A 16571-nucleotide genomic window follows, 5' to 3' on the forward strand; every position below is an offset into this window, starting at 1 on the left:
TTCGCGATTTGTTATTCAGCAAACTTTCAGCTGACGGAAGCCATTTTTCTCTGTATGCTTAAGAATGAAACCTTTCTGTAAAAGAGACGTATAAATAACGACGAAAAAAAGGGAGGTAGGTATTTTTGAGAGAGCAGCCAAAAAACCAAATCAGTCCAGACGGATTAAAGGTTTGGCGACTTCAAGAGATCATCATATCCGCTGTTTGCTTACTTATTGTCATTGCAGTTGCAGTGTTAAGCTATTATTTTCATTGGCCTTACTGGATCAGCGGCGTGCTCGGCGCTGTTTGGCTGCTGGGATCGATTGTGACGGTCTTTATCATTCCGAAGGTCCGTCATAAGGTGTGGCGATATGAAGTCCATGAACATGAAATAGATATTCAGTCAGGTATTTTTGTGGTGACACGTGTGATTGTTCCGATGGTCAGAGTTCAGCACGTCGATACGTCACAAGGGCCATTATTAAAAAAATACAACCTGGCAACGGTGAAAATTTCCACGGCCGCGACCGTTCATTCGATCCCCGCTTTAGAGATGGAGGAAGCGGATCGGCTGAGAGACTCCATTTCCCGTCTGGCGAGGGTGACTGACGATGATGTCTGAACCGAAACGCCTGCACCCGGCAGCAGTCATTTTGAATTTATGCCATACCATTATTCAAACGATAAAAAATATCATTCTGCCATTCTTTTTTGTGTATATTGTCAATTCAAACCATACTGTCCGTTTTTACGGGGCTATTGCGCTCGGTGTGCTGTTCATCTGGCTTGTAGCGGCAAGCATCATCAAATGGAGAAGGTTTACCTATCGAATTGAAGATGATGAATTTAGAATTGAAGAAGGCTTATTTGTTACGAAAAAACGATACATATCGATTGATCGGATTCAAACAATGAATACGAGCGCGGGCCTTGTCCAGCAAATCTTTAAGCTTGTGAAGCTGCAAATTGAAACAGCAGGCGGAGGCAAAGAGGCAGAAGCCGTCCTTTCTGCTATTTCTGTTGAAGAAGCCGAACGCATCAAAGAAGCTGTCTTTAAGAAAAAAGCGCAAAGACGAGAAGAACTTGATGAAGAACGGCTTGAAGCTGAAGAGGAGTTGGATCCGTCCGTTGAGGTGCAAGAGCACTATCGCATGAACGCGAAAGAATTGCTCATGGCCGCTTCTACCTCCGGCGGAATCGGAGTCATTATCTCCGCTGTATTTGCACTTATTTCCCAGCTTGATGAAGTGCTGCCGATGGATTGGTTATTCGATAAATTTTCCTTCCTTCAGCACGCCAGTATTGGTATTTACGCGGTACTCATTTTTATCGGTTTATTTATCGCCTGGATTTTCAGCATCGCGGGCATGATGTTTAGATACGCAAACTTTCAAATCATAAAAAAAGAACAGGAACTGGTGATTTCAAGGGGAATTATTGAAAAACATCAAGTCACGATTCCGCTGCGAAAAATACAAGCCATTAAAATCAAAGAAAATATCATTCGCCAGCTTTTCGGATTTGTAACGGTGTCCATCGTCAGCGCAGGAGGCGGCGACCGGGAAAAAGAAGAAGGCGCTTTGACCATTCTCTTTCCAATGATTCATAAAAAAAAGCTTCCGCACATGCTCCGAACATTTACGCCGGAATATACGCTGGAAGAAAACTGCCGCCGCCTGCCGCGGCGCGCGTTGAAACGCTATTTGTTCCGTTCTGTCATTTTTTCACTCTTTTTGATCATCCCGTTATGTATCTTCTTTCAGCCATGGGGCTATCTGTCAGTGATCCTGCTGCCGATAGAATTGCTCTTCGGCTATCTCGCGTATAAAGAGGCTGCATGGACGATCAACGGGGACCGTCTTCAGCTGACGTCTAGATTTATAGGCAGAACAACCGCCATTGTACTGAAAAAACGAATGCAGGTCTGCAAGTTCAGCCAATCCTATTTCCAAAAGAAAGGCCGCTTGTATACCATTTCTACTTCGGTGAAATCATCGAGCCATATGGAAGAGTTAACGGTGAGGGACGTAGGTGAAGAGGATGCAGCCTTCATTTTAAAGTGGTACTCATATGAAAAAGCGGACGGTTAATACCGCCGCTCTTTTTTTTGCACGCATAAAAACGAAAGAAGAAACCCGCCGCATAGTCCAAACAAATGGGCCATCATGTTAATATTGGAGTTGATAAACGACATGAGAATGGCAAATGCGAGCAGTGTGATGATCATTTTGGAATGCTCCTGCCCAATTAACTCATTGCGAAAAAGAACCATAAACAGGTATACGCCAAATAGCCCGAAAATGGCGCCTGAAGCCCCGACATGCACGTAATCAAGCGGCTCTGTAACATAAGTGCCAATATTGCCGATGATGCCGGAGCCGGCGTATACAAGAAGGAAACGCGCTTTTCCCAGCATGCGTTCCAAAGCCGGGGCAAATAAAAAGATGGACATGGAATTAAACAGCAGATGTGTGAAACCGGCGTGCAGCAAAATCGGTGTGATAAGCCGCCACCATTCACCGTTTGCGACACCTAGATTATAGCCTGTGACGGTATCCCTCCATAACACGACTGAATGGGCAGGAAGTGAAAAAAACAGCCAGAGAACAGCTTGCAAAGCCAATATAAAGGTGACAACGGGGTAAAGCCTGATAAATGTTTGAAAATTTTCAGTCCGTATAAACATTCCGAGCCCCTTTTCTTCATTTTGGTATATCTATAGTAACACGTTTATGAGACAAACCATTTAAATAGTACGTACGCAAAGGAGGTTATCATACATGATTTACGGCATTGGGCTGGACATTACCGAGCTTAAACGGATCGCCTCTATGGCTGGGCGCCAGAAAAGGTTTGCCGAGCGGATTTTGACGCGAAGCGAGCTTGACCAATACTATGAGCTTTCAGAGAAAAGAAAAATCGAATTTCTCGCGGGCAGATTCGCGGCAAAAGAAGCTTTCTCGAAAGCATTTGGCACCGGCATTGGGAGGCAGCTCAGCTTTCAGGACATTGAAATTAGGAAAGACCAAAATGGCAAGCCCTATATCATTTGTACGAAACTGAGCCAGGCCGCCGTTCACGTATCGATCACTCATACAAAAGAATACGCTGCCGCGCAGGTTGTGATTGAAAGGTTGTCAAGCTAGTCTGCATATTAGGGAAACCCCACTCATATATTTGATAGTGCATTAAGGGAGACAAGTTGTTTGAGGCTTTTATGGTACGCATCTGTTCTGCCTAAACGTGTACCGAGCGTACCGTTAAAGTCAAACAAGCGATTTCTTCCTTTTACATCAATTGAGAAAAAGGGGTTGAAAAAGGTGAGAAAAAGCTTTGTTTTGCTTTTAACGGGACTGCTTGCTGTTCTTATTCTTTCTGCCTGCGGGCAAAAAACACAGCAAGATATTGTGGCCGGGTTAGATGAAAAGGCGAAAGAATACACCTCGTACAAAGCAAAAGCGAAAATGACCATCGAGACAGGGAGTGAGCCTCAAGTATACAATGTGGAAATCTGGCACAAAAAGCCGTCTCTGTACAGGGTTTATTTAGAAAATCCGAAAAAGGACCAAAACCAAGTCATTTTACGAAATGAAAACGGAGTATTCGTTCTCACGCCGTCTTTAAATAAGAGCTTCAGATTTCAAAGCGATTGGCCGAACAACAGCAGCCAGGTTTATCTGTTTGAATCGCTCGTAAAGGATGTTCAAAACGATTCGGATGCAGTTTTCACAGCGAAAGAAAAGAAATACGTATTTGAAACAAAAACAAACTATCAGCATAACAAAATGCTGCCCACGCAAGAAATCACATTTAACAAAAAAGATATGAGCCCGTCATCTGTCAAAGTGATGGATACTGACCGGAAAGTGATGGTCAAAGTAGAATTCAGCAGCTTTGAATTTAATAAACAATTTGATAAAGAATCATTTGACGAAAAGAAAAATATGACTCTTTCTCAAATGGATGTCGCCACAAGCGCGAAGCCTTCCGATACATTTGCGGTCAAAACGCCGCTGGAACTGCCGCTTGGCGTCAAGCTGCTTGAAGAAAAAGATATATCTACTGAAGACGGGAAGCGCATCATCATGACGTACGGAGGAGAAAAATCATTTACGTTAATTCAGGAAAAAGCCCAGATTGCCAAGGCTTCCTCCTCCGTTACGCTGAACGGCGAACCGGTAAATCTCGGCTACACTATCGGCGCCCTGTCGGATGCATCATTATCATGGACATATGACGGCGTAGATTACCTTCTCTCTTCTAAAGATCTTTCTAAAGAGGAAATGGTGACAGTAGCGAAAAGCATGCAGGGACAATCATCGAAATAACCGCCAAAGGCCAAACATGATTTGGCCTTTTTTTCGTTAGACATCGTTTCCCTTTAGCCTTTAATTTTAGTATGATATGTAAATGATATTGAATAAAAGCTAGGAAGTGTCGTAATGAGCACAAAACCTTTTTACAGAGATACGTGGGCGGAAATTGACTTGTCCGCGATAAAGGAAAATGTCAGCAATATGAAAAAACATATCGGTGAACATGTCCACTTGATGGCAGTTGTGAAAGCAAACGCCTACGGGCATGGTGATGCAGAAACAGCAAAGGCTGCTCTTGACGCAGGTGCTTCATGCTTGGCCGTGGCCATTTTGGATGAAGCGATTTCACTGCGCAAAAAGGGATTGAAGGCGCCTATATTGGTGCTTGGCGCGGTTCCCCCGGAGTATGTTGCAATTGCTGCTGAGTATGACGTGACCTTAACAGGTTATTCTGTTGAATGGCTTCAGGAGGCAGCCCGCCACACGAAAAAAGGTTCTCTTCATTTTCATCTGAAGGTCGATACGGGGATGAACAGACTTGGTGTAAAAACAGAGGAAGAAGTTCAGAACGTGATGGCCATTCTTGACCGCAACCCTCGTTTAAAGTGCAAAGGGGTATTTACCCATTTTGCGACAGCGGATGAAAAAGAAAGAGGCTATTTCTTAATGCAGTTTGAGCGTTTTAAAGAGCTGATTGCTCCGCTGCCGTTAAAGAATCTGATGGTCCACTGCGCGAACAGCGCCGCCGGACTCCGGCTGAAAAAAGGCTTTTTTAATGCAGTCAGATTCGGCATCGGCATGTATGGCCTTCGCCCGTCTGCTGACATTTCGGACGAGATACCGTTTCAGCTGCGTCCGGCATTTACCCTGCATTCGACGCTGTCGCATGTCAAACTGATCAGAAAAGGCGAGAGCGTCAGCTACGGAGCCGAGTACACAGCAGAAAAAGATACATGGATCGGGACGGTGCCTGTAGGCTATGCGGATGGGTGGCTCCGAAAATTGAAAGGGACTGACATCCTTGTGAAGGGAAAACGCCTGAAAATTGCCGGCCGAATTTGCATGGACCAATTTATGGTGGAGCTGGATCAGGAATATCCGCCGGGCACAAAAGTCACATTAATAGGCCGGCAGGGGGATGAATATATTTCCATGGATGAGATTGCAGGAAGGCTCGAAACCATTAACTATGAGGTGGCCTGTACAATAAGTTCCCGTGTTCCCCGTATGTTTTTGGAAAATGGGAGTATAATGGAAGTAAGAAATCCTTTATTGCAGGTAAATACAAGCAATTAACTTACCTAAATGGAGAATTCATAAAACAGCTTTGCTTGAAGAGTGAATAATGGTATCATTATCACTGGATGGATAAAAGAGTCGTATCCGTAAGTTTGGTGGAGGTGTATGTTTTTTGTCTGAATCCAGCGCAAGAACCGAAATGAAAATCAGCTTGCCCGAAAACCTAGTAGCTGAATTGGATGGTGTAGCGATGCGGGAGAAACGAAGCAGAAACGAACTGATATCACAAGCAGTGAGAGCGTATGTCAGCGAACGAACAACTCGTCACAACCGTGATTTGATGAGACGCGGCTATATGGAAATGGCGAAAATCAACCTGAATATTTCTTCTGAGGCTCACTTTGCGGAGTGCGAGGCTGAAACGACAGTTGAGCGCTTAGTCAGCGGAGGATAATCATTTGATTGTGAAACGCGGCGATGTTTATTTTGCTGATTTATCTCCTGTTGTTGGCTCAGAGCAAGGCGGGGTGCGCCCGGTTTTAGTGATCCAAAATGACATCGGAAATCGCTTCAGCCCAACTGCTATTGTTGCAGCCATAACAGCACAAATACAGAAAGCGAAATTACCAACCCACGTCGAAATCGATGCAAAACGCTACGGTTTTGAAAGAGATTCCGTTATTTTGCTGGAGCAAATTCGGACGATTGACAAGCAAAGGTTAACGGATAAGATTACTCATCTGGATGATGAAATGATGGATAAGGTTGATGAAGCCTTACAAATCAGTTTGGCACTCATTGATTTTTAGACATATTTGCAGGTTGCTCAAATAGAGCAACTTTTTTTGTTTTCAAAAAACATAAACGATATAATAGTGAAATAACGAAAAAAATATGTTGTTTTTTATTGGGAGGTAAGCGAATTTGATGTCGAACCAGACTGTATACCAGTTCATTGCCGAAAATCAAAATGAACTGCTCCAATTGTGGACTGACACACTAAAAGAATTAAGCGAGCAAGAATCCTATCAGCTGACTGACCAAGTGTATGAAAATATATCTAAAGAATATATCGACATTCTGCTGCTGTCTGTTAAGGACGAAAACGCTGCTGAAAGCCAAATCAGCGAACTGGCGCTTCGAGCAGTCCAAATCGGACTGTCTATGAAGTTTTTGGCTACTGCGCTTGCTGAATTCTGGAAGCGTCTCTACACGAAAATGAATGATAAGAGATTGCCAGATCAAGAGAGCACGGAATTAATCTGGCAGATTGACCGCTTTTTCAGCCCGATTAACACAGAAATTTTTAATCAATACTCAATCTCATGGGAAAAAACAGTATCTCTGCAAAAAATCGCACTGCAAGAGCTGTCTGCCCCGCTTATCCCGGTGTTTGAAAATATCACTGTGATGCCTCTTGTCGGAACAATTGATACCGAACGCGCGAAACGAATTATGGAAAACCTTCTTAATGGCGTCGTCAAACACCGTTCCCAAGTCGTGCTGATTGACATTACAGGTGTCCCTGTCGTCGATACGATGGTTGCCCATCATATTATTCAGGCATCAGAAGCTGTAAGGCTTGTCGGAGCAAAATGCCTGCTGGCCGGAATCCGTCCGGAAATTGCTCAAACAATCGTCAACCTGGGGATTGATTTATCCCAAGTTATAACTAAGAATACCCTGCAAAAAGGAATTCAAACAGCATTGGAAATGACGGATCGAAAAATCGTTTCATTGGGGGAATAACATTTTGAGACATCCGAAAATCCCGATCTTGAAACTGTATAATTGCTTATTAGTATCCATTCAATGGGAACTTGATGACCAGACAGCATTAACTTTTCAAGAAGACTTATTAAATAAAATATACGAAACAGGTGCTAACGGAGTCGTCATTGACCTGACATCTGTGGATATGATTGATTCATTTATCGCGAAAGTGCTGGGCGACGTCATTACAATGTCTAAGTTAATGGGGGCTAAAGTCGTCTTGACCGGCATTCAGCCCGCTGTGGCAGTGACGCTGATTGAACTTGGAATCGCGCTTGAGGAAATCGAAACTGCGCTCGACTTAGAGCAGGGGCTTGAGACATTGAAGCGGGAATTGGGGGAATAGCGAATGAACGACCAATCCTGTGTAAAAATCATGACAGAATGGGATATTGTGGCCGCCAGACAGCTGGGACGAAACGTTGCGAAAGAACTGGGTTTCGGCACGGTAGACCAGGCTAGAATTACAACGGCTATTTCAGAATTAGCCAGGAATATTTATTTATATGCCGGCAAAGGGCAGATTGGAATTGAACAGGTCGCAGACAGAGGAAAAAAAGGCCTGAAAATCATAGCGGAAGACCAAGGGCCGGGAATTCCTGATATCCGAAAAGTCATGGAAGACGGGTTTTCAACGTCTGGAGGACTTGGTGCGGGACTTCCCGGGGTCAAAAGGCTGATGGATGAATTCAGCTTAAATTCCGTAGCGGGGGAAGGAACAGAGATACAAGCCATCAAATGGCTTCGGTAGGAGGTAAGAACGTGGATTTTAGGGAGGTTATTGAGCAGCGGTATCATCAGCTGCTTAGCCGATATATAGCCGAATTAACAGAAACATCTTTATATCAAGCCCAAAAATTCAGCCGAAAAACAATCGAGCACCAAATTCCTCCGGAAGAAATCATCAGCATTCACAGAAAAGTGCTGAAGGAGCTGTATCCAAGTCTCCCGGAAGATGTGTTTCATTCGCTGGATTTTTTAATAGAAGTCATGATTGGTTATGGAATGGCTTATCAGGAGCATCAAACCCTTAGAGGGATACAGCAGGAAATCAAATCAGAAATTGAAATCGCGGCAAATGTCCAGCAGACGCTGCTCGGAACTAAAGTTCCTCAGGAGGAAGCGCTGGATATCGGCGCCATCAGTGTTCCCGCTAAACAGATGAGCGGTGATTACTACCATTTTGTCAAAGACAAGGAATCCATCAATATCGCAATCGCGGACGTGATCGGAAAAGGCATTCCAGCGGCTTTATGCATGTCCATGATTAAATACGCGATGGACTCTTTGCCGGAAACGGGCATACACCCTTCTCAAGTGCTGAAAAATTTGAATCGTGTTGTTGAACAAAACGTTGATGCCAGTATGTTTATTACGATGTTTTATGCGAATTACAATATGGACAATCATCAATTTACATATGCTTCAGCGGGACATGAACCGGGATTCTATTATTCTCAAAAGGACAACACGTTTTACGATTTAGAGGCCAAAGGACTCGTTCTCGGCATCTCACAGGACTATGACTACAAACAATTCGATCAGCATCTGGAAAAGGGCGATATGATTGTTTTATTTTCTGATGGCGTCACAGAATGCAAAACGGAAAACGGTTTCTTGGAGCGTCCTGATCTGCAGAAGCTCATTGAGGAACATATGTGTTCCTCCGCGCAGGAAATGGTCAAAAACATTTATGACAGCCTCCTCAAATTGCAGGATTTTCAGCTTCACGATGATTTTACGTTAATTGTTTTGCGGAGAAAGGTTTAACGTCTGCCAGACGAGGGTATAAAGCAACTAGTGATTAGTGATTTGAAGGAAAATTTGAGGTGATACGAATGAATATAAATGTTGATGTGAAGCAAAACGAGAATGATATACAAGTAAACATTGCAGGAGAAATTGATGTATACTCAGCCCCGGTGCTCAGAGAGAAGCTCGTTCCTCTGGCAGAACAAGGAGCTGACTTAAGAATTTGCCTGAAAGATGTCAGCTACATGGACAGTACCGGATTGGGCGTTTTTGTAGGGACCTTTAAAATGGTGAAAAAACAAGGCGGGTCGCTGAAACTTGAAAATCTTTCTGACCGGCTGATCCGACTGTTTGACATTACAGGCTTGAAGGACATCATTGATATTTCTGCAAAGTCAGAAGGTGGAGTGCAATGAAGAATAATGTTGATTACATCGAAATGAAAGTGCCGGCCCAACCTGAATATGTTGGAATTATAAGACTGACGCTATCAGGGGTCGCAAGCAGAATGGGCTATACGTACGATGAAATTGAAGATTTGAAAATCGCAGTCAGTGAAGCGTGCACAAATGCGGTTCAGCACGCTTACAAAGAAGATAAAACTGGGGAAGTGTCAATACGATTCGGTGTGTTTGAAGACCGTTTAGAGATTATTGTGGCGGATGAAGGAGACAGCTTTGACTTTGATCAAAAGCAGCAGGATCTAGGGCCGTACACACCTTCGCACACAGTTGATCAATTATCAGAAGGAGGGCTCGGTCTATATTTAATGGAAACGCTCATGGATGAAGTCAGAGTGCAAAACCACTCCGGCGTCACCGTAGCGATGACAAAGTATTTAAATGGGGAGCGAGTTGATCATGACACAACCATCAAAAACTACGAAACTAACTAAAGATGAAGTCGATCGGCTCATAAGCGATTACCAAACAAAGCAAGATGAACAGGCGCAGGAAACGCTTGTGCGGGTGTATACAAATCTGGTTGACATGCTTGCGAAAAAATATTCAAAAGGCAAAAGCTTCCACGAGGATCTCCGCCAGGTCGGCATGATCGGGCTGCTAGGCGCGATTAAGCGATACGATCCTGTTGTCGGCAAATCGTTTGAAGCTTTTGCAATTCCGACAATCATCGGTGAAATTAAACGTTTCCTCAGAGATAAAACATGGAGCGTTCATGTGCCGAGACGAATTAAAGAACTGGGTCCAAGAATCAAAATGGCGGTTGATCAGCTGACCACTGAAACACAAAGATCGCCGAAAGTAGAAGAGATTGCCGAATTCCTCGATGTTTCTGAAGAAGAGGTTCTTGAAACGATGGAAATGGGCAAAAGCTACCAAGCCTTATCCGTTGACCACAGCATTGAAGCGGATTCGGACGGAAGCACCGTCACGATTCTTGATATCGTCGGATCACAGGAGGACGGATATGAGCGGGTCAACCAGCAATTGATGCTGCAAAGCGTGCTTCATGTCCTTTCAGATCGTGAAAAACAAATCATAGACCTTACGTATATTCAAAACAAAAGCCAAAAAGAAACTGGGGACATTCTCGGTATATCTCAAATGCACGTCTCGCGCTTGCAGCGCAAAGCTGTGAAGAAGCTCAGAGAGGCCTTGATTGAAGATCCCTCGATGGAGTTAATGTAATGATCCAGGTTGAAGAAAATGAGCATATTCAAACTCTAGTATATCAACTGAATAAAGAAGGGAAATCGATTTGCGGTGACAGCTTTTTTATGAAAGCTGATGATAAGGAGTTAATTTGCGCGGTTGCTGACGGACTGGGAAGCGGATCACTTGCTAACGAATCCTCTGCAGCCATCAAAGACTTAGTGGAAAACTATGCGAGTGAAGACGTAGAAACAATTATCGAACGCTGTAATCAGGCGATGAAAAACAAAAGAGGCGCTACAGCATCTATCCTGAAAATCAATTTTGAGCAAAGGCAGTTTACGTACTGCTCTGTCGGAAATGTACGGTTTATTCTGCATTCCCCGTCTGGTGAAAGCTTTTATCCTCTGCCGATTTCGGGCTATTTATCAGGCAAGCCGCAAAAATACAAAACGCACACCGCCACCTATGAAAAGGGTTCAAAGTTCATTATACATACAGATGGACTCAACGTACCTGATATCCGCTCCCATTTAAAAAAAGGCCAATCGGTAGAAGAAATATCGAATTCGCTGAAAATGAAAATGTATACGACATCGAGAAAAGATGACCTGACCTATATTCTCGGACAGCTGTCCTAAAAAACCAGAAAAAGAAGCTGGACATCCGGCTTCTTTTTTTTTGCGGTTGACTATTAATAAGTGCGCTTATTATAATTAATAAGTGAACTTATCATTCTGGGAGCTTATGGATGTGGAATTATGAATACACAGCGATAGCTGATGCGGATGTGGGAAAACCTGGAACTGTTATCAGGAAACAGAAACAATGGATCAATGGGAGACGGGTATTGCATCAGATTCTTTGAAAGGACAATTTCAAAATGGAACGGAAGGAACATTGCTTCTGCAAGGAAAAACAATTCTCTTATGGCTTGAGCATGTGGAGAAACATCGGGCGTTTTCTGTCATGGTCAACATGCCCGCATAGCAATGTAAAAATGGAGTTTTTTCACGTGCTTCAAAAGCAAAAAGAAGATTTGTGTATCACATATGGAATTGTATTAGAAGGCGCTGAAGCAAAAAAGTGGGGAGAAATCATTGGGACTGAACTGTCTAAAGACATGCCGACGGCTGTCAGCAGGCTTGTTCACCTTTGCGGAGGAGTGATAAAATGAACACAAATTATTGGATCGGCGTTGTGTCAGAGCAGCATGTATTAAAAGGCGCTGCCGGCGGTTTTGCACAGCTGTGCCATGGAAAAAAAGCCCCGCTCGCCAAAATGAAAGAGGGAGATTGGCTGATTTATTATTCTCCGAGAGACGCATATCCAGACGGCAAACTGCTGCGAAGCTTTACTGCGATCGGCAAAGTAAAAAGCGGAAACATCTATCCGTATCAAATGGCTCCGAATTTTATTCCATACCGATTAGATATAGACTATTATCCATGCCATAAAATCGGTTTTTACGACATTAAATCAAAGCTTGAATTCGTTCAGGAAACCAAGCATCTTGGCTTTTTATTTCGCAGAGGACACTTTGAAATAAGCAAAAAAGATTTTTTGACAATAGCACAAGCGATGGGAGTTAACATAAGTGGAATGGCACTCTAAATTTAGCGGTCCGAACACAAGCCCGGGCTTTTTATTATGGCAGGCCACGCAAAGCTGGCAGAGGAAAGTGGGAAAAGCATTGGCTGAGTTTGACCTGACCCACGTTCAATTTGTTCTGCTGACCTCGTGCAAGTATATGATTGCTCACGGAGAAACCGTCACGCAAAAAAAACTTGCAAGCTTCAGCCAGACCAATATCATGATGGTTTCGGAGGTTGTGCGGACGCTTGAGAAAAAAGGATTTATCGAAAGAAGCAAAAATCCCCAAGATAAAAGAGAGGTTCTCCTGTCTCTTACAGAAACAGGAGGAGAAAAAGTAACAGCGGCTTTGCCAATTGTTGAGAAGATTGATCAAGCCTTCTTTGCAGCTGCGATGAAAAAAGAGAATTTTCTGAGCGGATTACAGGAACTATTGAAACATGAGTAAAGATACGGGCAGCGTCAGCTGTCTTTTTTTATGTGTTTTTTTCGGTTTTTGATACACTAGAGACAGAACGACAAAATTGGAGGCTTTGGTTACATGGAAACGTCAGCCCTTTTAAAACAGCAAATTGCGAAAGAAATAAGTTTATCACAAAAACACGTTGAAAGTGTCATCCGCCTGCTTGAGGACGGCAATACAGTCCCGTTTATTGCCCGGTATCGAAAAGAGCAGACGGGTTCAATGGATGAGGTTCAGATTCAGACGATTTCTGAACGCTGGCAATACATACAAAACCTGAATCAGCGAAAAGAAGAAGTCATCAGGCTGATTGCAGAGCAGGATAAACTGACAGATGATCTAAAACGTAAAATCGAGCAATCGGTGAAGCTTCAGGAAGTGGAAGACCTTTACCGCCCTTATAAACAAAAACGTAAAACAAAGGCGACAGTCGCCAAAAGCAAAGGCCTTGAGCCGCTTGCCGACTATATCCTGACACTTCCCCAAGATGATCGTCTGGCAGCAACAGCAGACCAATACATCAGCGAAGAAAAAGAAGTGTTCACACGAGAAGAAGCGATTGAAGGCGCCAAGCACATTATTGCGGAACAAATTTCAGACGAGCCGACCTTCAGAAAGTGGATTCGCCAGGAAACCTTCAAAAGAGGAACCATTAAGTCCGCAACCGGAAAGTCGGCAGACACCGATGAGAAAAATGTGTATGAAATGTATTACGAGTATGAAGAGCCAATTGCAAAAGTCGTTCCGCATAGGGTACTGGCAATGAACCGCGGCGAAAAAGAAGATATTTTAAAGGTGTCAATCGAACCGCCTGCGGATCACATTAAGGCGTATTTAGAAAAACAAATCATTAAAAATCGCTCAACATCCGTAAAAGAGATTTTGCAGGAGACAATTGAAGACAGCTATAAAAGGCTGATCCAGCCGGCAATCGAGCGTGAAATCAGGAAAGAGCTCTCAGAAAAAGCTGATGAACAGGCGATTCATATTTTCTCAGAGAACTTGAGAAAACTTCTTTTGCAGCCGCCGATGAAAGGCAAAACCGTTCTCGGTGTTGACCCAGCCTTTCGAACCGGCTGTAAGCTCGCTGTGTCAGATGAGACTGGAAAAGTCTTGGAAATTGATGTGATCTATCCGCATGCGCCAGTCAACAAAACAAAAGAAGCCCATGAAAAAGTGAAAAAGATTCTTGAGCAGTATCAAGTCGAGATGGTGGCGATCGGAAACGGCACAGCATCCAGAGAAACAGAACAATTCATCGTCAATGTACTGAAAGACATGCCGCGCAAAATTTATTATGTGATCGTCAATGAAGCGGGTGCAAGCGTCTATTCGGCTTCAGAGCTGGCCCGAGAAGAATTCCCTGACCTTAAGGTTGAAGAGCGCAGTGCCGTGTCTATTGCGCGAAGACTTCAAGACCCGCTTGCGGAGCTCGTTAAAATCGATCCGAAGTCTGTTGGTGTCGGACAGTATCAGCATGACGTCAGCCAAAAACGCTTAAATGAATCTCTGCGGTTTGTAGTCGAAACGGTCGTAAACCAGGTGGGAGTAAACGTCAACACAGCCTCCGCCGCGCTGCTTCAGTATGTAGCGGGATTATCGAAGTCTGTAGCAGGCAACGTTGTCAAAAAACGTGAGGAAATCGGAAAGTTTTCAAATCGAAAAGAACTGAAGGACATCCCAAGGCTCGGTGCGAAAACCTATGAGCAATGTATCGGTTTCTTAAGAGTGCAGGAAGGGACAGAGCCTTTGGATAGAACAGGCATTCACCCGGAAAGCTATAAAGAAACAAAAGCGCTTCTGAAAAAACTCGGACTTTCAACAGAACATATCGGCACGGCGGAATTGAAGGACAAAATCAATCAGCTGGCGCTTTCTGAAACGGCAAAAGAGCTGGGAATCGGCGAAATCACTCTGAAAGACATTTGTGAACAGCTGACAAGGCCGGAACGCGATCCGCGCGATGAGGTGCCTAAGCCTTTGCTGAAAACAGACGTCCTTCAGCTGGAAGATTTGAAAGAGGGAATGGAACTGCAGGGCACCGTGCGCAATGTAGTGGACTTTGGAGCGTTTGTTGATATCGGAGTCAAACAAGACGGGCTTGTGCATATCTCAAAATTGAGCAATCAATTCGTCAAGCATCCTCTTGATGTCGTATCTGTCGGCGATATTGTGACAGTTTGGGTTGACGGCGTAGATGTACAAAAAGGCAGAGTATCGCTGTCTATGGTAAAATAAAAGCACTGCTTACGAGCAGTGTTTTTTCCTATAGAAATACCAGCATTGATTCAGCAGTTTAATTTGGTAATTATCTTTTTCAAGGAACGCTTTTTGCATCTGCTTTTTAAGCCAATTTGGCATAGGCTCATTCCTCCTCAGCTTTTATCATAAGAGGGACGGTGATTACCATATTGTATGCGAACGGTGAATTGTCCCGTTCAATGTTTTTTAAGTGAGGTGCACTATGGATAATATAGAGCTTCAAAAGCTGACAGAGGATATTTCTAAAACATATTTTAAAAAGCCGTTCCGCCATCAGGCGCTTTTTAATGACAGGCTTAAAACCACGGGCGGAAGGTACCTGTTAACCTCTCATAACATTGAATTGAACAGAAAATATCTGATTGAACACGGCAGGGAGGAGCTGATCGGCATCATCAAGCACGAGCTCTGCCATTATCATCTCCACCTTGAAGGAAAAGGGTACAAGCACAGAGACAGAGATTTTAGAATGCTATTGCAGCAGGTCAACGCGCCGAGGTTCTGTACACCCCTTAAGAAAAAAGCGGAAAACAAAAAAACTTATATGTATATCTGTACGGCCTGCGGCCAACAGTATATAAAGAAGCGCGCCATGAACCCTGACAGATACAGATGCGGAAAATGCCGCGGAAAAATAAAAAGAATTTTTTCGTGAAAAAGGTTGACGAATATGGCAAGCCTATGTTACATTATAAAAGTCGTCACGAGAGATAAATAAAAACATTTACCTCTTGACACTGCAAATCAAGGCTGATATAATAAGTCTTGTCTCATTATTCCACAGTAGCTCAGTGGTAGAGCTATCGGCTGTTAACCGATCGGTCGCAGGTTCGAATCCTGCCTGTGGAGCCATATTGGAGAAGTACTCAAGTGGCTGAAGAGGCGCCCCTGCTAAGGGTGTAGGTCGCGTAAGCGGCGCGAGGGTTCAAATCCCTCCTTCTCCGCCATAAGATTTCGATATAAGTTCTCAACCATCGGCCCGTTGGTCAAGCGGTTAAGACACCGCCCTTTCACGGCGGTAACACGGGTTCGAATCCCGTACGGGTCATTCCATTTCGTTGGGCTATAGCCAAGCGGTAAGGCAACGGACTTTGACTCCGTCATGCGTTGGTTCGAATCCAGCTAGCCCAGCCATTTTTATTTTTGAAATCTAATAGTAAGAGCCATTAGCTCAGTTGGTAGAGCATCTGACTTTTAATCAGAGGGTCGAAGGTTCGAGTCCTTCATGGCTCACCATTTGTCTTTTTGCGGGTGTGGCGGAATTGGCAGACGCGCTAGACTTAGGATCTAGTGTCTTACGACGTGGGGGTTCGAGTCCCTTCACCCGCACTTTATTTACAAAGTGCACGCAAATCGGTTTTACTAGGTTAAGAGCCTACTAAACCAGCACAAACACAATTTAATGATCACGCGGTCGTGGCGGAATGGCAGACGCGCTAGGTTGAGGGCCTAGTGGGTGAATAACCCGTGGAGGTTCAAGTCCTCTCGGCCGCATCTCAATAATACCAAGGGTTTAACCACCTTTGGTATTATTTTTTTGTGCGGAAATACGGCTATGAGAGAAGAGTTGCTCACCA

At 44.0% G+C, this 16571-nt stretch carries 24 protein-coding genes and 7 tRNA genes; 29 read left to right on the forward strand and 2 right to left on the reverse strand.

Annotated elements, in window-relative coordinates; genetic code table 11:
- Positions 1-125 precede the first annotated feature (125 nt).
- The gene (locus M1D65_RS02540) at positions 126-605 is read left to right on the forward strand and encodes a PH domain-containing protein (protein ID WP_003234318.1); all 480 of its coding nucleotides are present in this window, start codon (positions 126-128) and stop codon (positions 603-605) included.
- Positions 595-2073, forward strand: a complete 1479-nt coding sequence (locus tag M1D65_RS02545; protein WP_038827771.1) for a PH domain-containing protein — start codon at positions 595-597, stop codon at positions 2071-2073. Before M1D65_RS02540 ends, M1D65_RS02545 begins: the two co-directional genes overlap by 11 nt.
- On the opposite strand, the gene M1D65_RS02550 is transcribed toward M1D65_RS02545, so the two are convergent.
- A complete protein-coding gene (locus M1D65_RS02550; protein ID WP_041850724.1) occupies positions 2070-2669 on the reverse strand; it encodes a rhomboid family intramembrane serine protease in 600 nt (199 codons plus the stop codon). The genes M1D65_RS02545 and M1D65_RS02550 overlap by 4 nt on opposite strands.
- Positions 2670-2763: 94 nt before the next feature.
- Between M1D65_RS02550 and acpS the strand changes: the two genes are divergently transcribed.
- The 19 genes from acpS to M1D65_RS02645 all read left to right on the forward strand — a co-directional run bounded on the left by acpS (position 2764) and on the right by M1D65_RS02645 (position 14970).
- Positions 2764-3129, forward strand: a complete 366-nt coding sequence (acpS, locus tag M1D65_RS02555) for a holo-ACP synthase (RefSeq protein WP_015252768.1) — start codon at positions 2764-2766, stop codon at positions 3127-3129.
- A gap of 165 nt (positions 3130-3294) precedes the next feature.
- A complete protein-coding gene (locus tag M1D65_RS02560) occupies positions 3295-4311 on the forward strand; it encodes a LolA family protein (RefSeq protein WP_003234282.1) in 1017 nt (338 codons plus the stop codon).
- 114 nt (positions 4312-4425) lie between these two features.
- Positions 4426-5595, forward strand: a complete 1170-nt coding sequence (gene alr / locus M1D65_RS02565; RefSeq protein ID WP_015252766.1) for an alanine racemase — start codon at positions 4426-4428, stop codon at positions 5593-5595.
- Positions 5596-5710: 115 nt separating this feature from the next.
- Entirely contained in the window at positions 5711-5992 is a 282-nt protein-coding gene (gene endB, locus M1D65_RS02570) for a type II toxin-antitoxin system antitoxin EndoAI (protein WP_003225183.1), read from the forward strand.
- 4 nt (positions 5993-5996) lie between these two features.
- Positions 5997-6347 (forward strand): type II toxin-antitoxin system endoribonuclease NdoA, encoded by a 351-nt coding sequence (ndoA, locus tag M1D65_RS02575; RefSeq protein ID WP_003156187.1) that lies wholly within the window; start codon positions 5997-5999, stop codon positions 6345-6347.
- A gap of 115 nt (positions 6348-6462) precedes the next feature.
- A complete protein-coding gene (rsbRA, locus tag M1D65_RS02580) occupies positions 6463-7287 on the forward strand; it encodes an RsbT co-antagonist protein RsbRA (RefSeq protein ID WP_009966610.1) in 825 nt (274 codons plus the stop codon).
- A 4-nt stretch (positions 7288-7291) separates the two neighbouring features.
- A complete protein-coding gene (gene rsbS / locus M1D65_RS02585) occupies positions 7292-7657 on the forward strand; it encodes an RsbT antagonist protein RsbS (protein ID WP_003225190.1) in 366 nt (121 codons plus the stop codon).
- A 3-nt stretch (positions 7658-7660) separates the two neighbouring features.
- On the forward strand, positions 7661-8062 hold the full coding sequence (gene rsbT, locus M1D65_RS02590; protein ID WP_003225192.1) for a serine/threonine-protein kinase RsbT: 402 nt from the start codon (positions 7661-7663) through the stop codon (positions 8060-8062).
- Between the two features lie 11 nt (positions 8063-8073).
- Positions 8074-9081, forward strand: coding sequence for a phosphoserine phosphatase RsbU (gene rsbU, locus M1D65_RS02595; RefSeq protein ID WP_456270757.1), 1008 nt, complete (start codon positions 8074-8076; stop codon positions 9079-9081).
- Between the two features lie 68 nt (positions 9082-9149).
- Entirely contained in the window at positions 9150-9479 is a 330-nt protein-coding gene (rsbV, locus tag M1D65_RS02600; protein ID WP_014475877.1) for an anti-sigma factor antagonist RsbV, read from the forward strand.
- Positions 9476-9958 carry an anti-sigma B factor RsbW gene (gene rsbW / locus M1D65_RS02605; RefSeq protein WP_021481702.1) on the forward strand — a complete coding sequence of 161 codons (483 nt, stop codon included), beginning with the start codon at positions 9476-9478 and terminating at the stop codon, positions 9956-9958. Before rsbV ends, rsbW begins: the two co-directional genes overlap by 4 nt.
- Entirely contained in the window at positions 9924-10712 is a 789-nt protein-coding gene (sigB, locus tag M1D65_RS02610; RefSeq protein ID WP_003246715.1) for an RNA polymerase sigma factor SigB, read from the forward strand. The genes rsbW and sigB overlap by 35 nt, the downstream gene beginning before the upstream one ends.
- Positions 10712-11317: a phosphoserine phosphatase RsbX gene (rsbX, locus tag M1D65_RS02615; protein ID WP_456270758.1), complete on the forward strand. Its 606-nt coding sequence runs from the start codon at positions 10712-10714 to the stop codon at positions 11315-11317. The genes sigB and rsbX overlap by 1 nt, the downstream gene beginning before the upstream one ends.
- Before the next feature lie 110 nt (positions 11318-11427).
- On the forward strand, positions 11428-11544 hold the full coding sequence (locus tag M1D65_RS02620; protein ID WP_120027795.1) for a hypothetical protein: 117 nt from the start codon (positions 11428-11430) through the stop codon (positions 11542-11544).
- The gene (locus tag M1D65_RS02625; RefSeq protein WP_003246653.1) at positions 11505-11666 is read left to right on the forward strand and encodes a hypothetical protein; all 162 of its coding nucleotides are present in this window, start codon (positions 11505-11507) and stop codon (positions 11664-11666) included. The genes M1D65_RS02620 and M1D65_RS02625 overlap by 40 nt, the downstream gene beginning before the upstream one ends.
- Entirely contained in the window at positions 11617-11853 is a 237-nt protein-coding gene (locus M1D65_RS02630; protein ID WP_228394539.1) for a hypothetical protein, read from the forward strand. Before M1D65_RS02625 ends, M1D65_RS02630 begins: the two co-directional genes overlap by 50 nt.
- Positions 11850-12290 (forward strand): EVE domain-containing protein, encoded by a 441-nt coding sequence (locus M1D65_RS02635; RefSeq protein ID WP_003246529.1) that lies wholly within the window; start codon positions 11850-11852, stop codon positions 12288-12290. The genes M1D65_RS02630 and M1D65_RS02635 overlap by 4 nt, the downstream gene beginning before the upstream one ends.
- Positions 12274-12717: a MarR family winged helix-turn-helix transcriptional regulator gene (locus M1D65_RS02640; protein WP_014475883.1), complete on the forward strand. Its 444-nt coding sequence runs from the start codon at positions 12274-12276 to the stop codon at positions 12715-12717. The genes M1D65_RS02635 and M1D65_RS02640 overlap by 17 nt, the downstream gene beginning before the upstream one ends.
- A gap of 93 nt (positions 12718-12810) precedes the next feature.
- Positions 12811-14970, forward strand: coding sequence for a Tex family protein (locus tag M1D65_RS02645; RefSeq protein ID WP_456270759.1), 2160 nt, complete (start codon positions 12811-12813; stop codon positions 14968-14970).
- Between the two features lie 9 nt (positions 14971-14979).
- Here M1D65_RS02645 and cmpA read toward each other — a convergent pair whose 3' ends face one another.
- A complete protein-coding gene (cmpA, locus tag M1D65_RS02650; RefSeq protein ID WP_003225207.1) occupies positions 14980-15093 on the reverse strand; it encodes a cortex morphogenetic protein CmpA in 114 nt (37 codons plus the stop codon).
- A 103-nt stretch (positions 15094-15196) separates the two neighbouring features.
- Here cmpA and M1D65_RS02655 point away from each other — a divergent pair, with 103 nt between their 5' ends.
- From M1D65_RS02655 to M1D65_RS02690, 8 genes are all read left to right on the forward strand, one after another.
- A complete protein-coding gene (locus tag M1D65_RS02655) occupies positions 15197-15649 on the forward strand; it encodes a SprT family protein (protein ID WP_003234309.1) in 453 nt (150 codons plus the stop codon).
- A 122-nt stretch (positions 15650-15771) separates the two neighbouring features.
- Positions 15772-15846 (forward strand) — tRNA-Asn (locus M1D65_RS02660).
- A 4-nt stretch (positions 15847-15850) separates the two neighbouring features.
- A tRNA-Ser gene (locus M1D65_RS02665) sits at positions 15851-15941 on the forward strand.
- 29 nt (positions 15942-15970) lie between these two features.
- Positions 15971-16042 (forward strand) — tRNA-Glu (locus tag M1D65_RS02670).
- 11 nt (positions 16043-16053) lie between these two features.
- Positions 16054-16128, forward strand: a tRNA-Gln gene (locus M1D65_RS02675).
- A 26-nt stretch (positions 16129-16154) separates the two neighbouring features.
- Positions 16155-16230 (forward strand) — tRNA-Lys (locus tag M1D65_RS02680).
- 11 nt (positions 16231-16241) lie between these two features.
- Positions 16242-16323: transfer RNA gene (locus M1D65_RS02685), tRNA-Leu, on the forward strand.
- Positions 16324-16404: 81 nt separating this feature from the next.
- Positions 16405-16488, forward strand: a tRNA-Leu gene (locus M1D65_RS02690).
- Positions 16489-16571: the final 83 nt, after the last annotated feature.

The organism is Bacillus sp. JZ39 (genome assembly GCF_053903145.1).